Here is an 18,814-nt window from a genome sequence, read left to right as displayed (position 1 = left end):
TTAATGATCACAAAAAATCCTTGATTGATTTAGCGTAGGCAGAGGAGAAGATGCAGGGATTCAGGGTATCAAACTGAATCCCTGTATTTTTTAGAACATTTCATTTACGACTTTACAATTTTGAATTTGATTGGGCCATTAAAAAAACATAGCCTGTTCAACAATTTCTCCTGGTTGAATATGTATGAAATAATCTTCATCATGGGGGCCATTAACGAGCCTGTCAAAAAATTTCAGATCACTTTGAATTTCAACAAGTTCCATATTGAAAAAATCCGCATTTTTTAAAGCCTGTTGCCTGATTTCATCCATATCTTCCCTTAAAGTGGCGATAAGGTCAAAGTGTGTGTAGTGCTTTAACTCCTCTTTCATGCCCCATTGGGCAATCTTTTCTCCCATTTTGGGAGTATATTCATTAACCATTATACTGTATGGGTCTTTATGGTTCAAAAGTGTGCCAGGTGTCAAAAAGTAATGGTGTGTTTTCCCTGTATCTCTGGCATTTTCTACCTCAATGCTGCTATCAACATTGTGGTTATTACCACTATTATTATAGTCAATGTCAACTCCTGATCTGGAGACACCTTTTCCCACAAAGCCCAGAAAAAGATCAAGACAGTCGTGAACCCTTGGCACAACAAGAGAGCTTTTTTTTGTTGTGACGCCCACAACCGCATTGGAGCATAGACCATACCCCAGAATAATTTTGGATTTGTCAGAAATAGTAGAAATATCTTTCAAAGAGTGTTCAATGATGTCAATATTCTTCTGAAGAATTGCCGGTATTTTGGCTGGTGTTCGGTGAAGATCTGTATCAAGATAGTGTATTGTAACCTGTTGATCATCTCTCTTCACGGATTCAAGTTCATGGTAAAGTGAGCCGCAGGCAATTATATTGTTTGGGGTGAATGCCTTTGCTGCTCCTGAAGTATCAGGGTTATGAGAGCATATCATGATAATTGCTCCATATTTGGAAAGTTGAGATTAAAGCATATCATTGATGGTTGCTCCACATTTGGAAAGTTAAGATTAGAGCATATCATGATGGTTGATCCATATTTGGAAAGTTAAGATTAGAGCATATCATGATGGTTGATCCATATTTGGGAAATTGAGGTTTGTTACAAACATTTCCATAAAACGAGGAGAATCTGCCAGTTGAAGGTGTTCCATATTTTTCAAAGCCCCTTCAATGAAAATACGTTTACTTCCATTCCTCAAAAGCTGAAGACTTCCGTCAATTGAAGCATTACCGCAGAATATAACCTTTTCAGCCGCATGTTCCGGAAGAAGGCCAATTTTCTCCATGTTGACAGGACTCAGGTGATATCCAAATCCACCGGCAATGTAGATGCAGTCAAGATCACGGCAGGAGATACCGGCTGTTTCAAGCATCAGGTCAATTCCGGTTCTTACAGCACCTTTAGCAAGCTGAATCTGACGTATATCCTTCTGGCTAAGATGTGCCTTTTTTCCAAAATAGAAAACAGGCTGACCATCAAGTTCTGAAACAGGAGAAGGTGTTTCTCTGTTACATACAATTGTCTCATGGGGCTTTTTATCACCTTTAAATTGAAGCAATTCAAAAGAATAATTTTTGTTATTTGGTGCTTCAGACTGATTATTTAGTGCTTCAGACTGATTATTTGATGACCCATATTGCCTATTTGATACTCCAAGTTTACTATTTGATTCTCCAGATTGCCTATTTGATGCTCCAGACTGACTATTTGATGCTCCAAACTGACTATTTGATGCTCCAAACTGATTATTTGATGCTCCTTGCTGGCTATTTGATAATCCAAACTGACTTCTTGTTGAGTCATTCCGGTTGTTTATTGCTGCAAGTCGTCCTGAAGGATTGATAAAACCTGCACCTAAAAGAGCAGCAACAAAGTCAACTATTCCGCTGCCACATATTCCCTTTGGTTCTTTGTGGCCGATGACATGAAAAATCATGCTTGAGCCATCAAGTATTACCTTTTGAACTGCACCATCTTTTGCCCTCATGCCGGAAGATAGTCCCATCCCTTCAAAGGCAGGCCCTGCTGCTGTTGATGTGGTAAGGCGATTACCTTTAACATTTAGGCATATTTCGCCATTTGTTCCCATATCAAGATAAAGCACAGATTTTGTATCATCAAAAAATTCCGGACATAGAAGGAGGCCGGCAGTTATGTCTGAGCCGACAAATGCATGCATTACCGGAGGAATGTACACCTGCGCCTGTGGATTTACATGCAATCCAAATCGGTCAGCCGGATAATTGCAACTGCTTTTAATATCAACATCAAAAGGCAGATGCCCAAGAGGAGAAGGGTCGATGGAGGCCGCAAGCTGAAGCATCGTGGTGTTTGCCCCTATGGTTATATCCACAATCTCTTTTGTGGATGAGCCGGAGTTGGAGCAGAGATTGTCAATAAGTTCGTTGAGCTTGTTCTGCACAAGGGATGCCATTTCAGAAAGCCCCTCCAACGTTGAAGCGTACTGGATACGGCTCAAAACATCATGGCCGTGTATCACCTGGGGGTTAAGGCATGATTCTGATGCAAGAATCTTCCCGGTTTCAAGATTTACAAGGCTTGTCACCATGGTTGTTGTGCCAATGTCAATTGCAACACCCTTTGGAGTATATGAAGCTTTCCATAAATGCAGATCAATTGGCTTAGGGGACCTGTCATGATACATTTGGAACACTTCAGCCGTATTTTCAGAATTCTCTTCCGTACCCGATGCTTCCGAAAGGGTAGCAACCCTTACTGCCGGAAGATCAACAGGATGCAGTTCTCTTTCCTTTTCATCTTCTCTTTTACCTGAAAGAATCTGTCCATCGCTGCATTCACCATGTGCATAAACATAGTTTTCTTCCAGTAAAATTGTGGTATCATCTATGGGGACAGCCATGCACGCAAGCCTTAAACCTTCTGCCTCCTCCCTTGTGCTTATGTCAGAGTGGAGGGTTGGCGGTATTTTTGAGGGATCCTGTGCCCAGACCCTGCATCCGCCGCATACACCTGTACCGCCACAGGGTGTCTCAATGCTTATGCCTGACCTTTCAAGTCCATCATGCAGAGTCTCGCCTTCATTAATTGGAACATTAATTCCAAGTGGTTGAACAATTATATTAATCATTGGGATTCTCCCATTATCTATTTTGCGCCAATGTAAACAACCTGATATTTTTACACGATTAAGGGATGGTAAACAACGATTATTTACCACGAAGTTATTTATGCTCATGCACCATTATATCTATTTTTGCCGGAACATTTCAAAAAGACTCAAAGTCCACACCTATGATCTTGTAAGCCTTGTCAACTCTGTCTGAATGAGGAATCCCAAGATTAACAAAGATAAGGCAGGATTATCTATCCTGAGCATCCTGGTTATCCTGGTTATCCTGGTTCAGACAACTGCAATAACTTCTGAAAAAGCAATAAGATGTCGATTTTGAGCAAAGAGCTGCAGGAGTTGGCCCGGCAACTGCATTTTTTATTCAGGTACTGCTATAAGTGTTCTTTCTATTATTCTGACAGCCCGGATTCTCGGACATGCACTATCCCTTCCAAACATGCTGGTTATAAGGAGCGTAATCGGTACCAAAATGACAGCGTTTTTTGTGCTTCTTGTTGTGGTAATGGCAACAGTTTCAGGGATAATTTTTGGAATGATTTAAGAGTTCTGTGATTTCTGATGATATTGCATTTAAGTTCTGATATGATGCACTAATCTTGCATTACGAGATGCAGATATCTCAAAACATTGTCCATGAAGCATTTTTGACATTTCAATTGTCTGGAATGCAATAATAAAACGGCTGCTATTCAAGCCACAATGAAAGGGGAGAAAAGAACATGAAGAAACAATTACTTATTATTTTTTTTATTCTGTTGCTGCTGCCCGGACTTGCAGGAGCAAATTGTGCCACAGTTGAACTGAACAGTGGCATTACAATGGATATTTCATGCGCTGAATTTCAGGGCAGCCGTTACCGGATTGTTCTCGGGCTGTATGATAACCCTTCTGATTCATCCACGCTTTTTTTCAGATATCAGGGATCTTACAGCTCAAATTCAGACAGTTCATGTGCAGTGATTGACGATTATTTAAATATTAATGTAAGTTGCGTTGAGTTTCAGGGTCAAAAGTTTTCACTTATGCTTGAGTTGTACCAAAACAGTGCAGACCCTTTCGGGATTTACTGGAAAACCGTCAATATCGGTCTTGCAGGTGATGTCACTGATGGAGGAGACGGCAAACCTGTTGCAGATTCCATAACACTTAATGTGGACTCATCTGTGCCCTATATCGTGCAGCAGCTTTCTGCCCATGACCCGGACAATGATGTTATTATATATGAACTTGTATCTCCATCTTCAGGTACAGGCTATGAAGATGCATATATTAATCCTTCCAGCGGAAAACTCTATCTTACCCATGTACCTTCCGGCAATGATAGTTTTTCCATATCTTTCCGTGTAACAGATGGTAAATTTTTCAGTGACCCTGCAACGGTATCTGTTACAGTAACCTATCTTTCCGAGGATGAAAAAAATACAGGAAAAAATGATGTTGACCCGGAAGAGTACGCACGCTTTGCCTTAAGCACCTTAAGAAGCGACCTTTTCGGACTTGTGGGAGCAGAACCCACAACACCGACTTCTGTTGATCTAAGTGATAATTTTCCAACCCCGGGAGACCAGGGACAACAGAACAGTTGTGTTGGCTGGGCAACTGCATATGCTTTAAAATCCTATCAGGAAAAAGTAGAGATAGGCTGGTCACTCAATACGCCTGAACATCTTTTCAGCCCAGCATTTCTTTACAACCAGATAAATTATGGCCAGGACAATGGTTCATATATTTATGAGGCTCTTGATCTTGCAGTTGACAAGGGACTTGCAACCCTTTCGACCATGCCCTATTCAGACAGAGACTATCGCACCCAGCCTTCCCAGGCAGCTTTTACTGAAGCATCAAAATTCAAGGCAGCAAGCTGGAGGCGTGTAAATGATACTTCCCAGATAAAGGCCGCTCTTGCAAACGGAATGCCTGTTGTGGGTGGCATTGCCGTCTATCAGCAGCTTATGGATCTTAGCGGCTCAGGCTCTGTCTATAATACAACCTCAGGTGCCAATCAGGGAGGTCATGCAATTACCATTGTAGGATATGATGATAATCGTTATGGTGGAGCCTTCAAGGTTATCAACTCCTGGGGACAGTATTGGGGAGACAACGGATATTTCTGGATGCCCTATAATTTTGCTGCATCAGGGGTCATGTCGGAAGCCTATGTTCTTGAGGACAGTGAAAATTCCGACACAGTTGTACCTGTGGAACCAACCCAGCCTGAGCCTGATGATTCAGAGCTTCCAAATCTTGTTGTGGAGAGCTGGAAGATACCATCCTATGACCCAAGCCCCAGGGGAAGAGGATATCTTTTGTACAGTATAAAAAATACTGGTACCGGCGTTGCACAGGAAGGGGCAAGGGTAGCCCTTATGCTCTCCAGAAATTCTGATTTTTCATCAAGTGACCACACAGTGGTTTATGAAATTATACCGGAACTCCCTTCTGGATACTCCCTCTACAGAGACGAGGATAACCCCATATATTTCAATTTACCTGATACTGTAAGCGGAACATATTATATGGCAGTAGTGGTTGACCCCATGAATGCTCTTGATGAGTCCCGTGAGGATGACAATACTTCTCTTTCTGACACCAAAGTCACCATAAGCAACACACTTCCTGATCTCAGCGTTAATACATGGTATGCAGAATGGGATTCAAGAGGCAACGGAATTTTAACGTATGAAGTGATAAACAGTGGTGCATCAAGTACAACCAGCATGGACTGGGATATCAATCTTATTCTTGACAGGGATCAGATTGTTGGCAATGGCAACGAGATATATCTTTTCTACGAGTCTGCGCAGTTTCTCCTGGAACCCGAAGGATATATCTATCGTGATTATACAAATCCTGCTTATTTTGATCTTTACTACTCGTATGGAGGCAATCCTGTCCCTACTGGTACCTACTACATGGCATTGTGGGTCGATGATCTTGATATGGAATCTGAAAGCAATGAACTAAATAATGGATCATATAGCTGGGGAACAGTCAGGATATCCGGAAGATATGGAGTTGCACAGAGCAGTCAGGAAGGCAGTGAGAATAATCAGGAAGATGGCCAAACAAGTCAGGAAAATGGGGATTCTTCAATGACTTCAATGAAAATATCAAGATCTGCAACCACCAGTATGGATGTTGAAGGTTCAACAAATATCGCAAACTCACCTGAGCTTTCAGGTTTTTCAGATGACTCAGGCAAAGGAGGCAAGGCATATAACGGCAAACGTCTGCCAACTTCCGAAATCTTGTGGAAAAAAGTTGAAATCAGCCGCAATGGAACCGGCAAAACAGAAATTGAGGTGATTAATGACAATCAGGGTCAGAAATCAGCAACCCTTGAATCGCCATGTGGCAATTGCAAAAGTGCCTCTTCAAGGACTGAGGTGATTTTCCCCACAAAATCCAGAATTATGATGAAGTAGTATTCGAAATTTTTGTGAGCAAGTTATAAGTTGTCCAATATATAAAACAAACTACTAAGTGTTCTTTTTATTGCATCCTTACAACAGGATGTGTGTGATGATAATTGCGTATTTGGGGGACAGGTTTCAAATCTGTCCCCATTCCTGAAAAGTGAAAATAACCTCGTATTCATTACATAAGATATTGAAAACAAAAGGAAATTCTGCTTTGATGAGATTTTTAATAATTGCCGCAACCGCAATAATGTTTCTTCTTCTTGCCTGTAGTGATGAAGGAAAAATCAGCTCAGGTAAACATATTGATGCAACTCACACTCAAACTGCCAATAATCATTCAGGAAAGGAGCACACAATAGATAATACTGTCACTCCCAATCAGAAGACATCTGCTGAAAAGCAGAACACATCTGTTGAAAAGCAGAACACATCTGTTGAAAAGCAGAGCACATCTGTTGAAAAGCAGAGCACATCTGTTGAAAAACAGAACACATCTGTTGAAAAGCAGGATAGTTATAAAGGCCGTAATATGGCAAATCCTGCTGCAAAAAAATGTGTTGAAGATGGTTATGAACTAAAGCCTATAATTAAAAACGGGGTTACTGTTGGCCATATGTGCATTGATCCTGAAACAAACAGGTCATGTGAAGTATGGTCTTACTTTCGCAAGGAGTGCTTTATTGAACCTTAAATATAGTATTCCAGATAATTAAATTGGCAAGCACAATGTAGGGGCAACCCCATGTGGTTGCCCTTCAAGGTTGAGATTAAAAAATATTTTTCTGGGAGTCTATAGTGTTTCATATAACATACATGGCAGATTTCTGCCACAATCGAAGGGATGAAAGTCGTTTTAAAAACAGGCTGTTACCGAGACTTTCATATAAACATTCATGGCTATTCACTGCCACAGCCTAAGAGACGAACATTGCCTAAAAAACAGTTGGTCGTATAGTTTTTTTTCACATTTAAAATGGGGGAAGTATGAAATTGCTTATTATGAATCTTTTTTTTGTTACAGGCATCACAAGACATTTTTATGCTGCAATGTTTGCTATGCTTTTGTTTCTGCTGCCTTTTTCCAACCTGTTTGCCGACACTGTTGTGAATGACAATCACTCAAGATCAGTTGAGCCAGACTTTGTTGCTGAAATCGGGATTAAAGCCATTAAAAGTACAATTATGGTGGATTCAACGGCAACCTTTTCTCTTTTCTTACAACCAGGAACTTCCGATGATACTCCTGTTGATTTGTGGCTTCTTGCTGTCAGAGGGGAGTCTTTATACTATTTTGATCTTCTTTCAATGAAGTTTGTATCAGGCCTGAATCCTACCTATCAGGGAAAGCTTCTTGCCCTCGATAATGTACAGATACCTGTTTTTTATACCAGAACCGGTGATTATACCATCTATTTTGGAGTTGACACAATTGCAAATGGTCGTCTTGACTTTGGGCCTGGAGAGCTTTTTTTCAGTTCAACATCTCTTAAAGTGAATGCTTATTCCGGTCATTTCATTACATACCTTTACAATGGTGAGGTTTACCGTGTGGAAGCTGTTCAGGGTGCTTCTCCGGAAAATATTTCAAAAAAGCTGGATGCTTCAGCATCCGGAGAGGAAAACAGTATCAATGTCTCTCCCAATGGCGATTGGTATCTCATATCCACTGATCGCTTCCATGATGATTGCGCAGGATGGCCATGCCTTGCGCTGTCAGACAATGATTTTTCAAATCCGGAAGTCATTATTGCAGATGGTTCTGTGGTTCACAACGAAGGGGCATCTGCCGTGGATTCATCAGGAAAACGAGTTGTATTTTCTCTTGGAAGTGATTACCCTGGAGAAGATGGACATATCAGGGATTTGTGGCTTGTTGAGCGTGAAGGTACAAACTGGAGTGCCCCATTTATGATAACAGTAGATTCTCCTTTCCTTTACAACAATGTTCCGGCTGTTTCACAGGATGGTGCAAAGGTTCTTTTTGAGTGTGGCAATGAGCCATATGAAAATAAATCCATATGCGAGGTCTCTCTGGATGGAAGTGGTTTCAGGGTTATTTTTGCACCAGATAAAGAGTATCTGGCTGCCAGAACACCGGATTACTCACCCGATGGAACTGTTGTTGCGGAGCTTGACTCTGTTGAATATGGAGAATCAATTTTCAGAATTTCACCGGTTACAGGACAGATATCTCCTATAAACCTTGAGTTTTCCAATGATAACTCCCCTTGTGTCCTTGGAGATGGCCGTATTGCAAGCCTCTGGCTTAACAGAGAGGGTTCAGATGGAATTCATGAGCTAAAAATCATGGAAAAGGATGGAACAAAATATTTCATGCTTTTAACTGATACTGATATTATTGACGAGATACTGGGCTGCTCATCCTGGTGATAAGCTGTGCTTCTCAGGGCATGGGGATATGGAGGTTTTAATATGGATAGTTTGCTGGATATGCTTTTAAAGATTTTGTCTGCCTCGTGGGATGTACTCCTTGATTCATCAATTTTTATTCTGTTTGGCTTTTTTGTCGCAGGTTTACTTAAGGGCTTTATTCCAGATGATTTCATTTACAGGCATCTTGGCAGGGAAAGCACGGCAAATGTTTTCAAGGCATCTCTTTTTGGTGTCCCTCTTCCCCTTTGCAGTTGCGGCGTTATTCCTGCTGCTGCTGGCCTGAGAAAACAGGGCGCAAGCAAAGGTGCAGTCACAGCCTTCATGATCTCCACTCCGGAAACAGGTGTTGACTCCATGGCTGTAAGCTATGCTCTCCTTGATCCACTTATGACAATTATTCGTCCTCTGTCAGCATTTTTCACAGCATCCCTGACAGGTCTTATGGTCAATATCCTTGAGAGATCATCACATCCGGCTCCAATGGAAGCTACATCATTTGAGAATGGTTTGTCATCCAGCTCATCATTGCCAAAGTCATCATCAGAAGCAACATTATCCCAACACGCTTCCTGTGGATGCTGCTCCAACAATTCAGTATCCCAAAAGGGATGGGGGACAAAATTTAAAAACGGAATGAGCTTTGCTTTTGGAGAGCTTCTCAACGATATCGGAAGATGGCTTTTGGCAGGAATTTTGCTGGCAGGCTTAATCACAGTTTATATATCACCTGAATTCATAGAATCCTATCTTGGAAACACTCTTTTTTCCATGCTGATAATGATTGCTCTGGCAACTCCTCTTTATGTGTGTGCCACAGCATCTACCCCCATTGCAGCCGCACTTGCAATAAAAGGGATATCTCCTGGTGCAGCACTTGTTTTTCTTCTGGCAGGCCCTGCCACTAACATGGCCACAATTACTGTTGTATCTCGGATTCTTGGGAAAAAAATAGCAGCAATCTATGTTGCAAACATCATGGTTTGTTCACTTATGCTTGGTTTTTTGGTGAATTATATCTATCTTGCCCTGGGTATGAACATTAAGGAATGGGTTCACTCTTCTGGACATAACGAACATGGATTGATTTATGCAATGGCGGCGCTGCTACTTCTGGCACTTATTCTGAAACCGTGGTTTTTTAAGCTTGCAGGCAGTAAAGAGGGAGGGCACCAAAATGATTGCAATTGCGGACATAGCCACCCCACAGATATTCATATGCAATGCAACCATTAAAAACTAAAGGCTCAGACTAAAATTCCACCATTAAGTCATAGGGTTTAATTAACTTACCCAAACTTCCCCTCTCAAGAATGGAGAGGGGGGTGAGGTGAATGGGCAAGTTATTAAGGCATCCTTCATATGACACCAAAAGTACTTTACACTTTTTTGTGAAGGATTACCGCCATTCAGTGTTTTTTCTTCGGAAAGTGTAAACTGAAAAATGAAGCATGCCGTTATTAAAAATCAATTCTTAAGTCATAATGGCAGACGAAAGAAAAAGGTTGTGCCTTTTTTCTCAGATGAATGAAATCCCACGCCTCCTTTAAGGTAAGACTCTCCGAAAAGCTTCATGGAGTAGGTTCCAAGTCCTCTGCCGGGAGATGATTTTGTGGTGTAGTGTTTCTGGAATATCCTGGTATGCATCTTTTGGGGAATATGTTGTTTGTTCCACACCTTCCATTCAATATGTGACGGTGCAATCTCTGTTTTAAGGGTAACTATGCACCCTTCATCTGTTGCTTCCAGCGCATTTATGATCATATTTCCCAATACCCTTGTGACCAGGATAGGGTCGGTTCTGAACCGAAAATCAAGGCAATTCCACTCTGCACTGAATTTTTTTCCAATGGCAGATTCGTGTTCTCTGATAATCAGATTAATTTCATCTTTGATATCCTTGAGTTTTATCTGCTTTTTCTGAATAGTGAAACTGGTGTCTTTATGATAGGAGAGGCTTTTCTGAAGAGAGATCTCTTTTGTCAGGCGTTCTGTTATATAGTTTATCTTTTTCACAATCTCATCATCTGGTATCTCCATTAAGAGCAGATTTGTGTAGCCTTGAAGTGCACCAAGGGTGTTGTTTATGTCATGGAAAAATATACGCTCAAGATTTATCCAGAATTGTTGCCTTGTGATATCCTGGGCATATATAAGTATCCATTTATTATTATCGACAATCAATGGTTCTGCACGAATCAAAAGACATATATCCTCTGTCAAGCCATTTTTATTAGAGGTCAGCGTACATATCTGTTCATCTGGTTTTTCATCCTTTATCGCTGACATCATGGCAATTGCAGCACCGCAGGAGCTGCAATGGGGGGTTGTGCCGCACCCATCAGGCTCCTTAAAAGCATGAATACAGTTCAAAGACTCCCCAAGACGCAAGCCAATCACGGCTTCAGGATCTTTTATTCCAAGGGATTCCAGGAACGAATTGTTCATTGCAACAAGTTGCCGGTTTTCATTAATAATTACCAGCACACCACCTGTTGATTTCAGAAGAGTACTCATTACAGGACTGTAACTTATACTGTTTATCTGGTTTTTAAGCTTTCGTCTGTCTGCACGTCCTGGCGGAGCAAAGAAGGTATCATTTTTCTTTTCATCTTCTGTAATCATGATCAATTAACCCCCATTGTTCTTATACGGTCTTAAAAAAGCCGACAGTTTAAACCTGAAGAACCACTATACTGTCTGGCCTGCACACCATCCTGATGACCAGGCCCATTGAAGATTATAGCCCCCCAGCCAACCTGCAATATCAAGAACTTCGCCTGTAAAAAAAAGCCCTTTAATCTTGTTACTCTCCATGGTTTTTGAAGAGATTTCATTGCAATCAACCCCGCCAAGGGTCACTTCAGCGGTTCTGTAGCCTTCTGTGCCACCAGGTTTAAGTCTCCATTTTTGAAGCATATTTGAGACATCCCCACACGTTTTAAGGGATATTTCCTGAAGTGATTTCTCTTCCAGAGAGACAGGAAGCAAAGCAGAAATAAGACGTTTAGGAAGAATTTTTGACAAAACGGTTTTTAATTTTTTGTTGGGATTTCTTTTTTTCTGTTCCACAAGCAGCTCAAAAAGATTTAGATCCGGAAGCAGGTCGATCATGATCTCATCTCCCGGATTCCAGCATGAAGATATCTGTAAAATAGCAGGTCCGCTTAATCCACGATGGGTAAAAAGAATATTTTCCCTAAATGTGTGCTTTGTGCATATTACAGATGCTTCAAGAGCTATTCCGGAAAGGTCAGAGAAAATCTTTTTGTCCCCGGGCTGAAGCGTTAAGGGAACAAGCCCTGCACGTGGAGGTACAATACTTATTCCAAATTTCTCTGCTGTCTTAAGGCCAAATGGAGTAGCTCCTGAAGATGGTATGGAAAGGCCTCCTGTTGAAATAACAAGGGATTTTGCATAAAATATACCTTTGTCGGTTGATATATTAAAACCACTGTGAATGCTATCAATTGCGTTATCCACACCCTTGCAATGAGAGATTGCATTATCTACACCCTTGCAATGAGATTTTTCATTTTGATTCCCATGCTCTGAGGTCATTGATTCAAAAAATTGTGTATTATTGCAGCACAGTGCAATATCATTGATGGCACAGTTCATCTGGAATTCCACAAAGCCTTTTTTGCATTCAGCCAGCAGCATATCAAGGATATCCACAGCGCTGTTGATACAAAAAAGCTGACCATGCTCTCTCTCTTCAAAGGGGATATTATAGCGGTTTATAATCTCAATGAAATCCCACTGGCTGAACTGTTTAAGGGCTGACTTACAAAAATGGGGATTGTTGGAAAAATAGTTTCTAGCACTTATTTCATAGTTGGTAAAGTTACATTTGCTTCCGCCAGACATCAAAATTTTAGTTCCCGCTCTTTTTGCATGATCAAGAACCAGAACCTTTCGGCCGCGTTGCCCTGCAACGGCGGCACACATAAGACCTGAAGCACCGGCTCCGACAATCACTACATCAGCTTTATTTATATTGAGACTCATGAGCTTAAATTCTCAATAAACAATGAACATACCATAACTTTACGTAACATGAAGTTGTACTCCATGTTCCTTAAAGAGCCTGTTCATTTTTTTTGGAGGATTTTTATCTGTAAAAAGTTCATGGATATCTGAGATGTGTCCAAGGCGCACCATTGCACTTCTGCCAAACTTGGTGTGATCAGCAGCAAGAAGCACCCTTTCAGAATTGTCAATTATTGCCCTTGAAACTCTCACCTCCCGATAGTCAAAGTCCAGCAGATCTCCATTTTCACCAATTCCGCTTATGCCGATAATACAGAAATCAGCTCTGAACTGGCGGATAAAGTCCAGGGTTGCAGGGCCTGTAATTCCACAGTCACGGTTTCTGACCACACCTCCTGCCATGAATATTTCAATATCTGGATTGCGGCTTAACATCACAGCCACATTGAGGTTATTTGTTATTACTCTCAGTCCCGATTTTTTAAGAAGTTCCCTTGCAATCTCTTCGGTGGTTGTTCCGATATTGATGAAAAGAGATGCTCTGTTGGGAATTCTCTCTGCAACTTTTACTGCAATAGCTCTTTTTTCCTCAAGACATAGAATCTGCCTTGCTGAATAACCAATATTTTCCACACTTGTGGCAAGTCCTGCTCCACCATGATATCGCTTTACAAGTCCCTGCTGGCTTAGCTGGTTGATGTCCCGACGTATTGTCTGGGGTGTTACTCTGAATTCCCTGGCAAGATCCTCAATGGATACAAATCCCAGGGCCTGAATTTTCTCAAGTATTTTGGTTTGCCTGTTCTGATTCATTTGGGGTTTTGCTTTTTCCTTGAAGTCTTAAAAAAAATGATGATTTTAGATAATTTCGGGTTGGCTTTCCAAAAAGTATCAAAGTCTTTGAGATTGTATGAAAGATGCCGAAAATCTTTTTTTACAGGTCGTTTGTACACCCAATGCATTATCAATATTCCGGCATATTGTAAAGCAACTTGAAATAGTTGCATCTCTTTTTAACATGTAACTTAAGGCTTTTTACTTGATTTTGCTGAAGGTGATTGTTAGTTTAAGCCCGTTTTTTACCGTGGAAATAGATACAAATTTCTATATTCGGGGGTGGCTGGATGACAGCCATGACCGTTTACCGTGGAAATGGATACAATTTTCCATATTCGGGGGGACAGAAATATCATTTGGCCATGAATGTTTACCGTGAAAATGGATACAAATTTTCATATTCGGGGGTAGCGGTAAAGAAAAGGCATGCCTTGTCTCTACTGTCATGACGGTTTACCCTAAAATCAAACCTTAAAACCCCCCCTGGAGGGTAAAGAAAATGTATAAATATCTTTTTGGCCCGGTTCCATCAAGGCGTCTTGGGATTTCACTTGGTGTTGATCTTGTAACCCACAAGATATGTTCTCTGGACTGCATCTATTGCGAGTGCGGAAAAACAACTGAACTGACACTCGAAAGAAGAGCGTATGTCCCACATGAATGGGTAATAAAAGAACTTGGGCACTATTTTGACAATCATCCTGATCCCGATTATATAACCTTTTCAGGTTCAGGGGAGCCAACCCTGAATATTAATATCGGGAGAGTGATTGACTTTATTAAAAAACGCAAGCCTAACATCTCTGTTGCTGTTCTTACCAACGGCACCCTTTTAAATCAAAAAGAGGTACGAAACTCCCTGCTGAAAGCTGATCTTGTAATGCCATCCCTTGATGCAGCCATTTCTTCAACCTTCAAAGCTGTAAATCGTCCCCACAAAAATATAGATATTAAGGATTACATTAATGGCCTTGTGGATTTTACTTCAATGTACAAAGCATTTCGCAGGAAGAAAAGTTCGTTATCTGATGAAAATAAAACTTTCCCATGCCAGGAAAACAACGCATCCTGCTCTGACTCAGATGACAAAACAAACTCTTTGGGATCAGATGACAAGGCAGCATCTTTGAAATTCAATGATAAATTATTATCATTGAACTCAGGAGATAAAGCATCTTCCTCATCTTCAGATGTGAATTTCTCTGTCAGAAATGGAAAAATTGCCCTTGAAATATTAATATTGCATGGTATCAATGATTCACCTGAAGATTTGACAGCATTAAAAGATGCCTGCATTAAGATAGCTCCTGATGTTATACAGATAAATACCCTTGACAGGCCAGGGGCTGTCTCAGGAATTACTCCGGCTTCTTTCAACGAGCTTGAACAGATTAAGTCATTCCTTTCAAGTTATGAAACACCGGAGAGTGAATCAGATGGTGACAACCCAGGAAATGACAAAAGTCTCAATGTTGAAATAATAGCTGCCGGAAGGGATCGAAAAAAAATCAGCTCATACAGAGAGGACATGGAATCAGCAATTCTTGAAACCATACACAGAAGACCATGCACCGCAGATGATCTATCAAAAGTCACAGGCAGTCGAATAACTGAAATAAACAAATATATCTCCACCCTTGAACAAAAAGGAGAGATTGCTTCTGTAAAGCAGAAGAGAGGGGTTTTTTATCATACAGTCAAATAATAATACCATCAATGGTAGTAATGGTAGTAATAGCAGTAGCAGCAATAGCAACGGCAAAAATGGTAATAGTAGTAGCAGCAGCTGCAACAGCAACAGCAGCAACAGCAACAGCAACAGCAACAAGCATCAAAAAATATCTTCTGTAAACAGAATAAAAAAACCGGAAAATTCTTTTGATCACAGCCGTCATGGAACTTTGTGGAGAGATTTACGCTCTGCCATAATGTTCATAACCATTTTACCGGCAGGAAAGGGGGGTGAGTTTTCCCCAACAGGAATGATTCGTTTTTTCCCTGTGGTGGGATTGATTCTTGGCTTTATAGTGCTGTGCGCTGATCTTATTGCATCCATTTTCTGGCAGACACCTGTTGTTGCCCTAATTGATGTTCTTGTTTTGGTGGCATTGACAGGAGCTTTCCATATTGACGGCCTTGGAGATGCAGCAGATGGCCTTTTCAGCCACAGATCCAGAGAGAGGGCACTTGAAATTATGAAAGACAGCAGAATCGGCATGATGGGGCTTGTTGCTGTTTTCTGGTCTTTTGCCATAAAAATTGCCGGTATCTATTCTTTAAAGGATCTCTGTTCCGGCCTTGATGTTGCTTTGCTCCTTCTTGTGATCCCTGCCTATTCAAGAGCGGGAATGCTTTTTGGCATCCGTTATTTTAAATATGGAAGAGAATCAACAGGAACAGGCCATGATCTTTTTGAGAAACGACTGCCTCTTGCCCATTTTATCTGGATTTCAGTTCCGATCTTTTTATCCCTGTTTCTGGGATTCAGAGGGATTATCCTGAATATTTGTTTTGTCCTATGTGTATCCCTGATTCTTTTTTTTTACAGCAGAAAAATGGGATGCATTACCGGAGATATGCTGGGAGCCATGACAGAAGTCACTGAATCTGTAATGTTTCTTGCAGCAGGAATGGCTATTTGATTGTGGCGGTTATCCGCCATTTACCTCTATATGAAAGTCTCAATAAATAGCTGTTTTTAAAACAACTTTCATTTCTTCGATTGTGGCGGGCATCCGCCATGTACGTTATATTGTCTGTTTAAACCACAGGAGTTTGAAAATAATGATTACAGGTCACGGGGGTAATGTTCAGGATTTGGCAAAACAGAACCATTGCTCCATTGATGAAATAATAGACATGAGCAGCAACATCAACCCCCTGGGGCCTCCCGAAGGTGTTGAAGCCTTTATTGCAAACAACATTGCTGCTGTGAGATCTCTTCCACAGCCAGATGCAAGGGATATGGTTACAGCATTCAGCAAGGTTTACGATATTCCTTTTAACAGGGTTATTGGCGGAAACGGCACCACATGGTTTATTTATACCCTGCCGCTTGCCCTTGGCTCCAAGGGAGTTCTCATTGCAGGGCCTACCTATGCTGATTACAGGGACGGTTGCAAAATGCATCATGTGCCGTTGGATTTTTTAATGGCAGACGAATCTAATATGTTCAAACCAGATATTGAAGCCCTAAGCAGGCGTATAGCAAGAAGCAGAGGAGCTGCAAAAAACACAGGTGACTCTTCAATAGACGCTTCCATAGGTACTTCAATAGGTGCTTCAAAAGAGTCATTGACATCATCAGACACACTAAATCATAAAAATACACAATTGCATTCCCATGCCAAAGAGCATAAAATTGATACGGTTTTTATCTGTAACCCCAACAACCCCACAGGCGCTCTTATTCAACATGATGACCTTATCTCGCTATTAAAAGAGCATCCTGATGTCTTTTTCATTATTGATGAGTCCTATCTTCCCTTTGTCATTGATGCTGAAAATATATCCCTTGTTTCTGAAACCAGATATCCCAACCTGATTGTTCTATCATCCATGTCAAAGATATTCAGAATTCCGGGTTTGAGAACCGGCTTTCTCTGCGCTGACCCTTCTGTGACAGAGCAAATAATGACATTTTATCAGCCATGGTCTGTAAATGCCCTTGCCCAGGCAGCAGTACTGCATATACTTGAAAATAGTGCCCTGATAGCTCCATTTCTTGAGACCACCCGCCGATTTGTACAACAGGAGAAACAGTTGTTTACAGATAGCCTTAATGCTGTTGCAGGTCTGGAACTTGATATCTATCCTGGAGAAACCTATTTTTTGCTTGCAAAACTGACAGGAACACTTAAATCACATGAGCTTTGCGACGAGTTGGGCAGGCATAAAATTCTTATACGGGATTGTGCAAATTTTGATGGTCTGTCTGATAGTTTTGTAAGATTTTCTTTACGGGACAGGGATAGTAACCAGAAACTTGCGGATATTTTAAAATTATGCTGTGCAAAGGATTCTAAAGTGACCTCATGATGGATATTTCGTATGATTTTTCTATAATTATTGTTACTGCCTGTTTTCTGGATATTTTGTTTGGAGATCCTCGGGTTCTGCCTCATCCTGTGGTGTGGATGGGCAATGCCATCTCTTTTTTTGAACCACGATTTAGAAAATGGATCAACGGGGAGCTTTTCTCCGGATTGCTTTTTGCTCTGTTTCTAATCTTTTCTGCATGGGGAGCTGCATATTTTGTGATTTTACTTTTTTCACTAATTCATCCAGTGGCAGGAGGAGTTGTTCAGGTCATTCTGATGTTTTTCTGCATCTCTGCAAGAACCCTTGAAAAAGCTGCATCAGAAGTTGGAGATGCCCTTGAAAAACAAGGAGTTGAAGCTGGACGTCTCAAAGTATCCATGATTGTGGGAAGAGAAGTAAAATATCTTGATGAGACAGGAGTTGTCAAAGCTACTGTGGAGACTGTTGCCGAAAACTTTGTGGATGGTTTTTTATCACCTCTTTTTTTTGCAATTGTAGGTGGGGTACCTATGGCTGTGGCTTATAAAATGGTCAATACCCTGGATTCAATGGTTGGATATAAAAACGAAAAATATATACTTTTTGGAAGGGCATCTGCAAAAATTGATGATTTAGCAAACTTCATTCCTGCCCGTTTATCTGTTGTTTTTATCTCCATTGCTGCATCTCTTTTGTCTTTACCTGGAGGAGCAAGAGGTATAAGGGCATGGAAAACATCTATTAAAGAAGGTCGTTTTCATAAAAGTCCCAACTCCGGATTTCCGGAGGCAGCTTTTGCAGGAGCACTTTCTGTAAAACTTGGAGGCCCCAACTATTATCATGGTTCTCTTGTTGAAAAACCTTACCTTGGCAGCCAGTTTCCTTCACCTGACAGGGGTAAAATAAGGATGGCCTGTGATCTTATGCTGCTCTCTTCTCTTATTTCTCTTCTAACTTGCGTTTTTATGATGTAATTTAATATAGATTTCCAGATAAATACTCAAAATCGACATCTT

Annotated in this window: 14 protein-coding genes; 8 read left to right on the top strand and 6 right to left on the bottom strand. The window is 41.0% G+C overall.

Annotated elements, in window-relative coordinates; all coding sequences use genetic code 11:
- Nucleotides 1–138: 138 nt before the first annotated feature.
- Nucleotides 139–954, bottom strand: a complete 816-nt coding sequence (locus tag MTBBW1_RS06545) for a DUF1638 domain-containing protein (RefSeq protein WP_080800857.1) — start codon at nt 952–954, stop codon at nt 139–141.
- 129 nt (nt 955–1,083) lie between these two features.
- Complete coding sequence (locus tag MTBBW1_RS06540; protein ID WP_186441116.1) at nt 1,084–3,132, bottom strand: ASKHA domain-containing protein; 2,049 nt, start codon at nt 3,130–3,132, stop codon at nt 1,084–1,086.
- 722 nt (nt 3,133–3,854) lie between these two features.
- On the opposite strand from MTBBW1_RS06540, the gene MTBBW1_RS06535 reads away from it, so the two are divergent.
- The 4 genes from MTBBW1_RS06535 to MTBBW1_RS06520 all read left to right on the top strand — a co-directional run bounded on the left by MTBBW1_RS06535 (nt 3,855) and on the right by MTBBW1_RS06520 (nt 10,184).
- Nucleotides 3,855–6,560, top strand: a complete 2,706-nt coding sequence (locus MTBBW1_RS06535; protein ID WP_080800851.1) for a C1 family peptidase — start codon at nt 3,855–3,857, stop codon at nt 6,558–6,560.
- 211 nt (nt 6,561–6,771) lie between these two features.
- Complete coding sequence (locus tag MTBBW1_RS06530) at nt 6,772–7,248, top strand: DUF333 domain-containing protein (protein ID WP_080800850.1); 477 nt, start codon at nt 6,772–6,774, stop codon at nt 7,246–7,248.
- Between the two features lie 293 nt (nt 7,249–7,541).
- A complete protein-coding gene (locus tag MTBBW1_RS06525; RefSeq protein ID WP_080800847.1) occupies nt 7,542–8,948 on the top strand; it encodes a TolB-like translocation protein in 1,407 nt (468 codons plus the stop codon).
- A 42-nt stretch (nt 8,949–8,990) separates the two neighbouring features.
- Nucleotides 8,991–10,184, top strand: a complete 1,194-nt coding sequence (locus MTBBW1_RS06520) for an SO_0444 family Cu/Zn efflux transporter (protein WP_080800845.1) — start codon at nt 8,991–8,993, stop codon at nt 10,182–10,184.
- A 243-nt stretch (nt 10,185–10,427) separates the two neighbouring features.
- Here MTBBW1_RS06520 and MTBBW1_RS06515 read toward each other — a convergent pair whose 3' ends face one another.
- The 3 genes from MTBBW1_RS06515 to MTBBW1_RS06505 form a co-directional block, all read right to left on the bottom strand.
- A complete protein-coding gene (locus MTBBW1_RS06515) occupies nt 10,428–11,573 on the bottom strand; it encodes a sensor histidine kinase (RefSeq protein ID WP_080800842.1) in 1,146 nt (381 codons plus the stop codon).
- Nucleotides 11,574–11,639: 66 nt separating this feature from the next.
- Nucleotides 11,640–12,959 carry a BaiN/RdsA family NAD(P)/FAD-dependent oxidoreductase gene (locus tag MTBBW1_RS06510; RefSeq protein WP_222424000.1) on the bottom strand — a complete coding sequence of 440 codons (1,320 nt, stop codon included), beginning with the start codon at nt 12,957–12,959 and terminating at the stop codon, nt 11,640–11,642.
- Nucleotides 12,960–12,998: 39 nt separating this feature from the next.
- Nucleotides 12,999–13,754, bottom strand: a complete 756-nt coding sequence (locus tag MTBBW1_RS06505) for a DeoR/GlpR family DNA-binding transcription regulator (protein ID WP_080800839.1) — start codon at nt 13,752–13,754, stop codon at nt 12,999–13,001.
- Between the two features lie 523 nt (nt 13,755–14,277).
- Here MTBBW1_RS06505 and MTBBW1_RS06495 point away from each other — a divergent pair.
- Nucleotides 14,278–15,483 (top strand): radical SAM protein, encoded by a 1,206-nt coding sequence (locus MTBBW1_RS06495; RefSeq protein ID WP_080800835.1) that lies wholly within the window; start codon nt 14,278–14,280, stop codon nt 15,481–15,483.
- Here the strand turns inward: MTBBW1_RS06495 and MTBBW1_RS28185 are convergent.
- Nucleotides 15,476–15,673 (bottom strand): hypothetical protein, encoded by a 198-nt coding sequence (locus MTBBW1_RS28185; RefSeq protein ID WP_186441115.1) that lies wholly within the window; start codon nt 15,671–15,673, stop codon nt 15,476–15,478. The genes MTBBW1_RS06495 and MTBBW1_RS28185 overlap by 8 nt on opposite strands.
- A gap of 6 nt (nt 15,674–15,679) precedes the next feature.
- Between MTBBW1_RS28185 and cobS the strand changes: the two genes are divergently transcribed.
- From cobS to cbiB, 3 genes are all read left to right on the top strand, one after another.
- Nucleotides 15,680–16,420, top strand: a complete 741-nt coding sequence (cobS, locus tag MTBBW1_RS06490) for an adenosylcobinamide-GDP ribazoletransferase (protein ID WP_245809282.1) — start codon at nt 15,680–15,682, stop codon at nt 16,418–16,420.
- A 142-nt stretch (nt 16,421–16,562) separates the two neighbouring features.
- Nucleotides 16,563–17,816, top strand: a complete 1,254-nt coding sequence (locus MTBBW1_RS06485; RefSeq protein WP_080800829.1) for a pyridoxal phosphate-dependent aminotransferase — start codon at nt 16,563–16,565, stop codon at nt 17,814–17,816.
- Entirely contained in the window at nt 17,813–18,772 is a 960-nt protein-coding gene (cbiB, locus tag MTBBW1_RS06480; RefSeq protein ID WP_080800826.1) for an adenosylcobinamide-phosphate synthase CbiB, read from the top strand. The genes MTBBW1_RS06485 and cbiB overlap by 4 nt, the downstream gene beginning before the upstream one ends.
- Nucleotides 18,773–18,814: the final 42 nt, after the last annotated feature.

Origin of the sequence: Desulfamplus magnetovallimortis (assembly GCF_900170035.1) — a bacterium.
GTDB classification, from domain to species: domain Bacteria; phylum Desulfobacterota; class Desulfobacteria; order Desulfobacterales; family Desulfobacteraceae; genus Desulfamplus; species Desulfamplus magnetovallimortis.
This window is presented reverse-complemented; position numbering and strand designations above follow the sequence as displayed.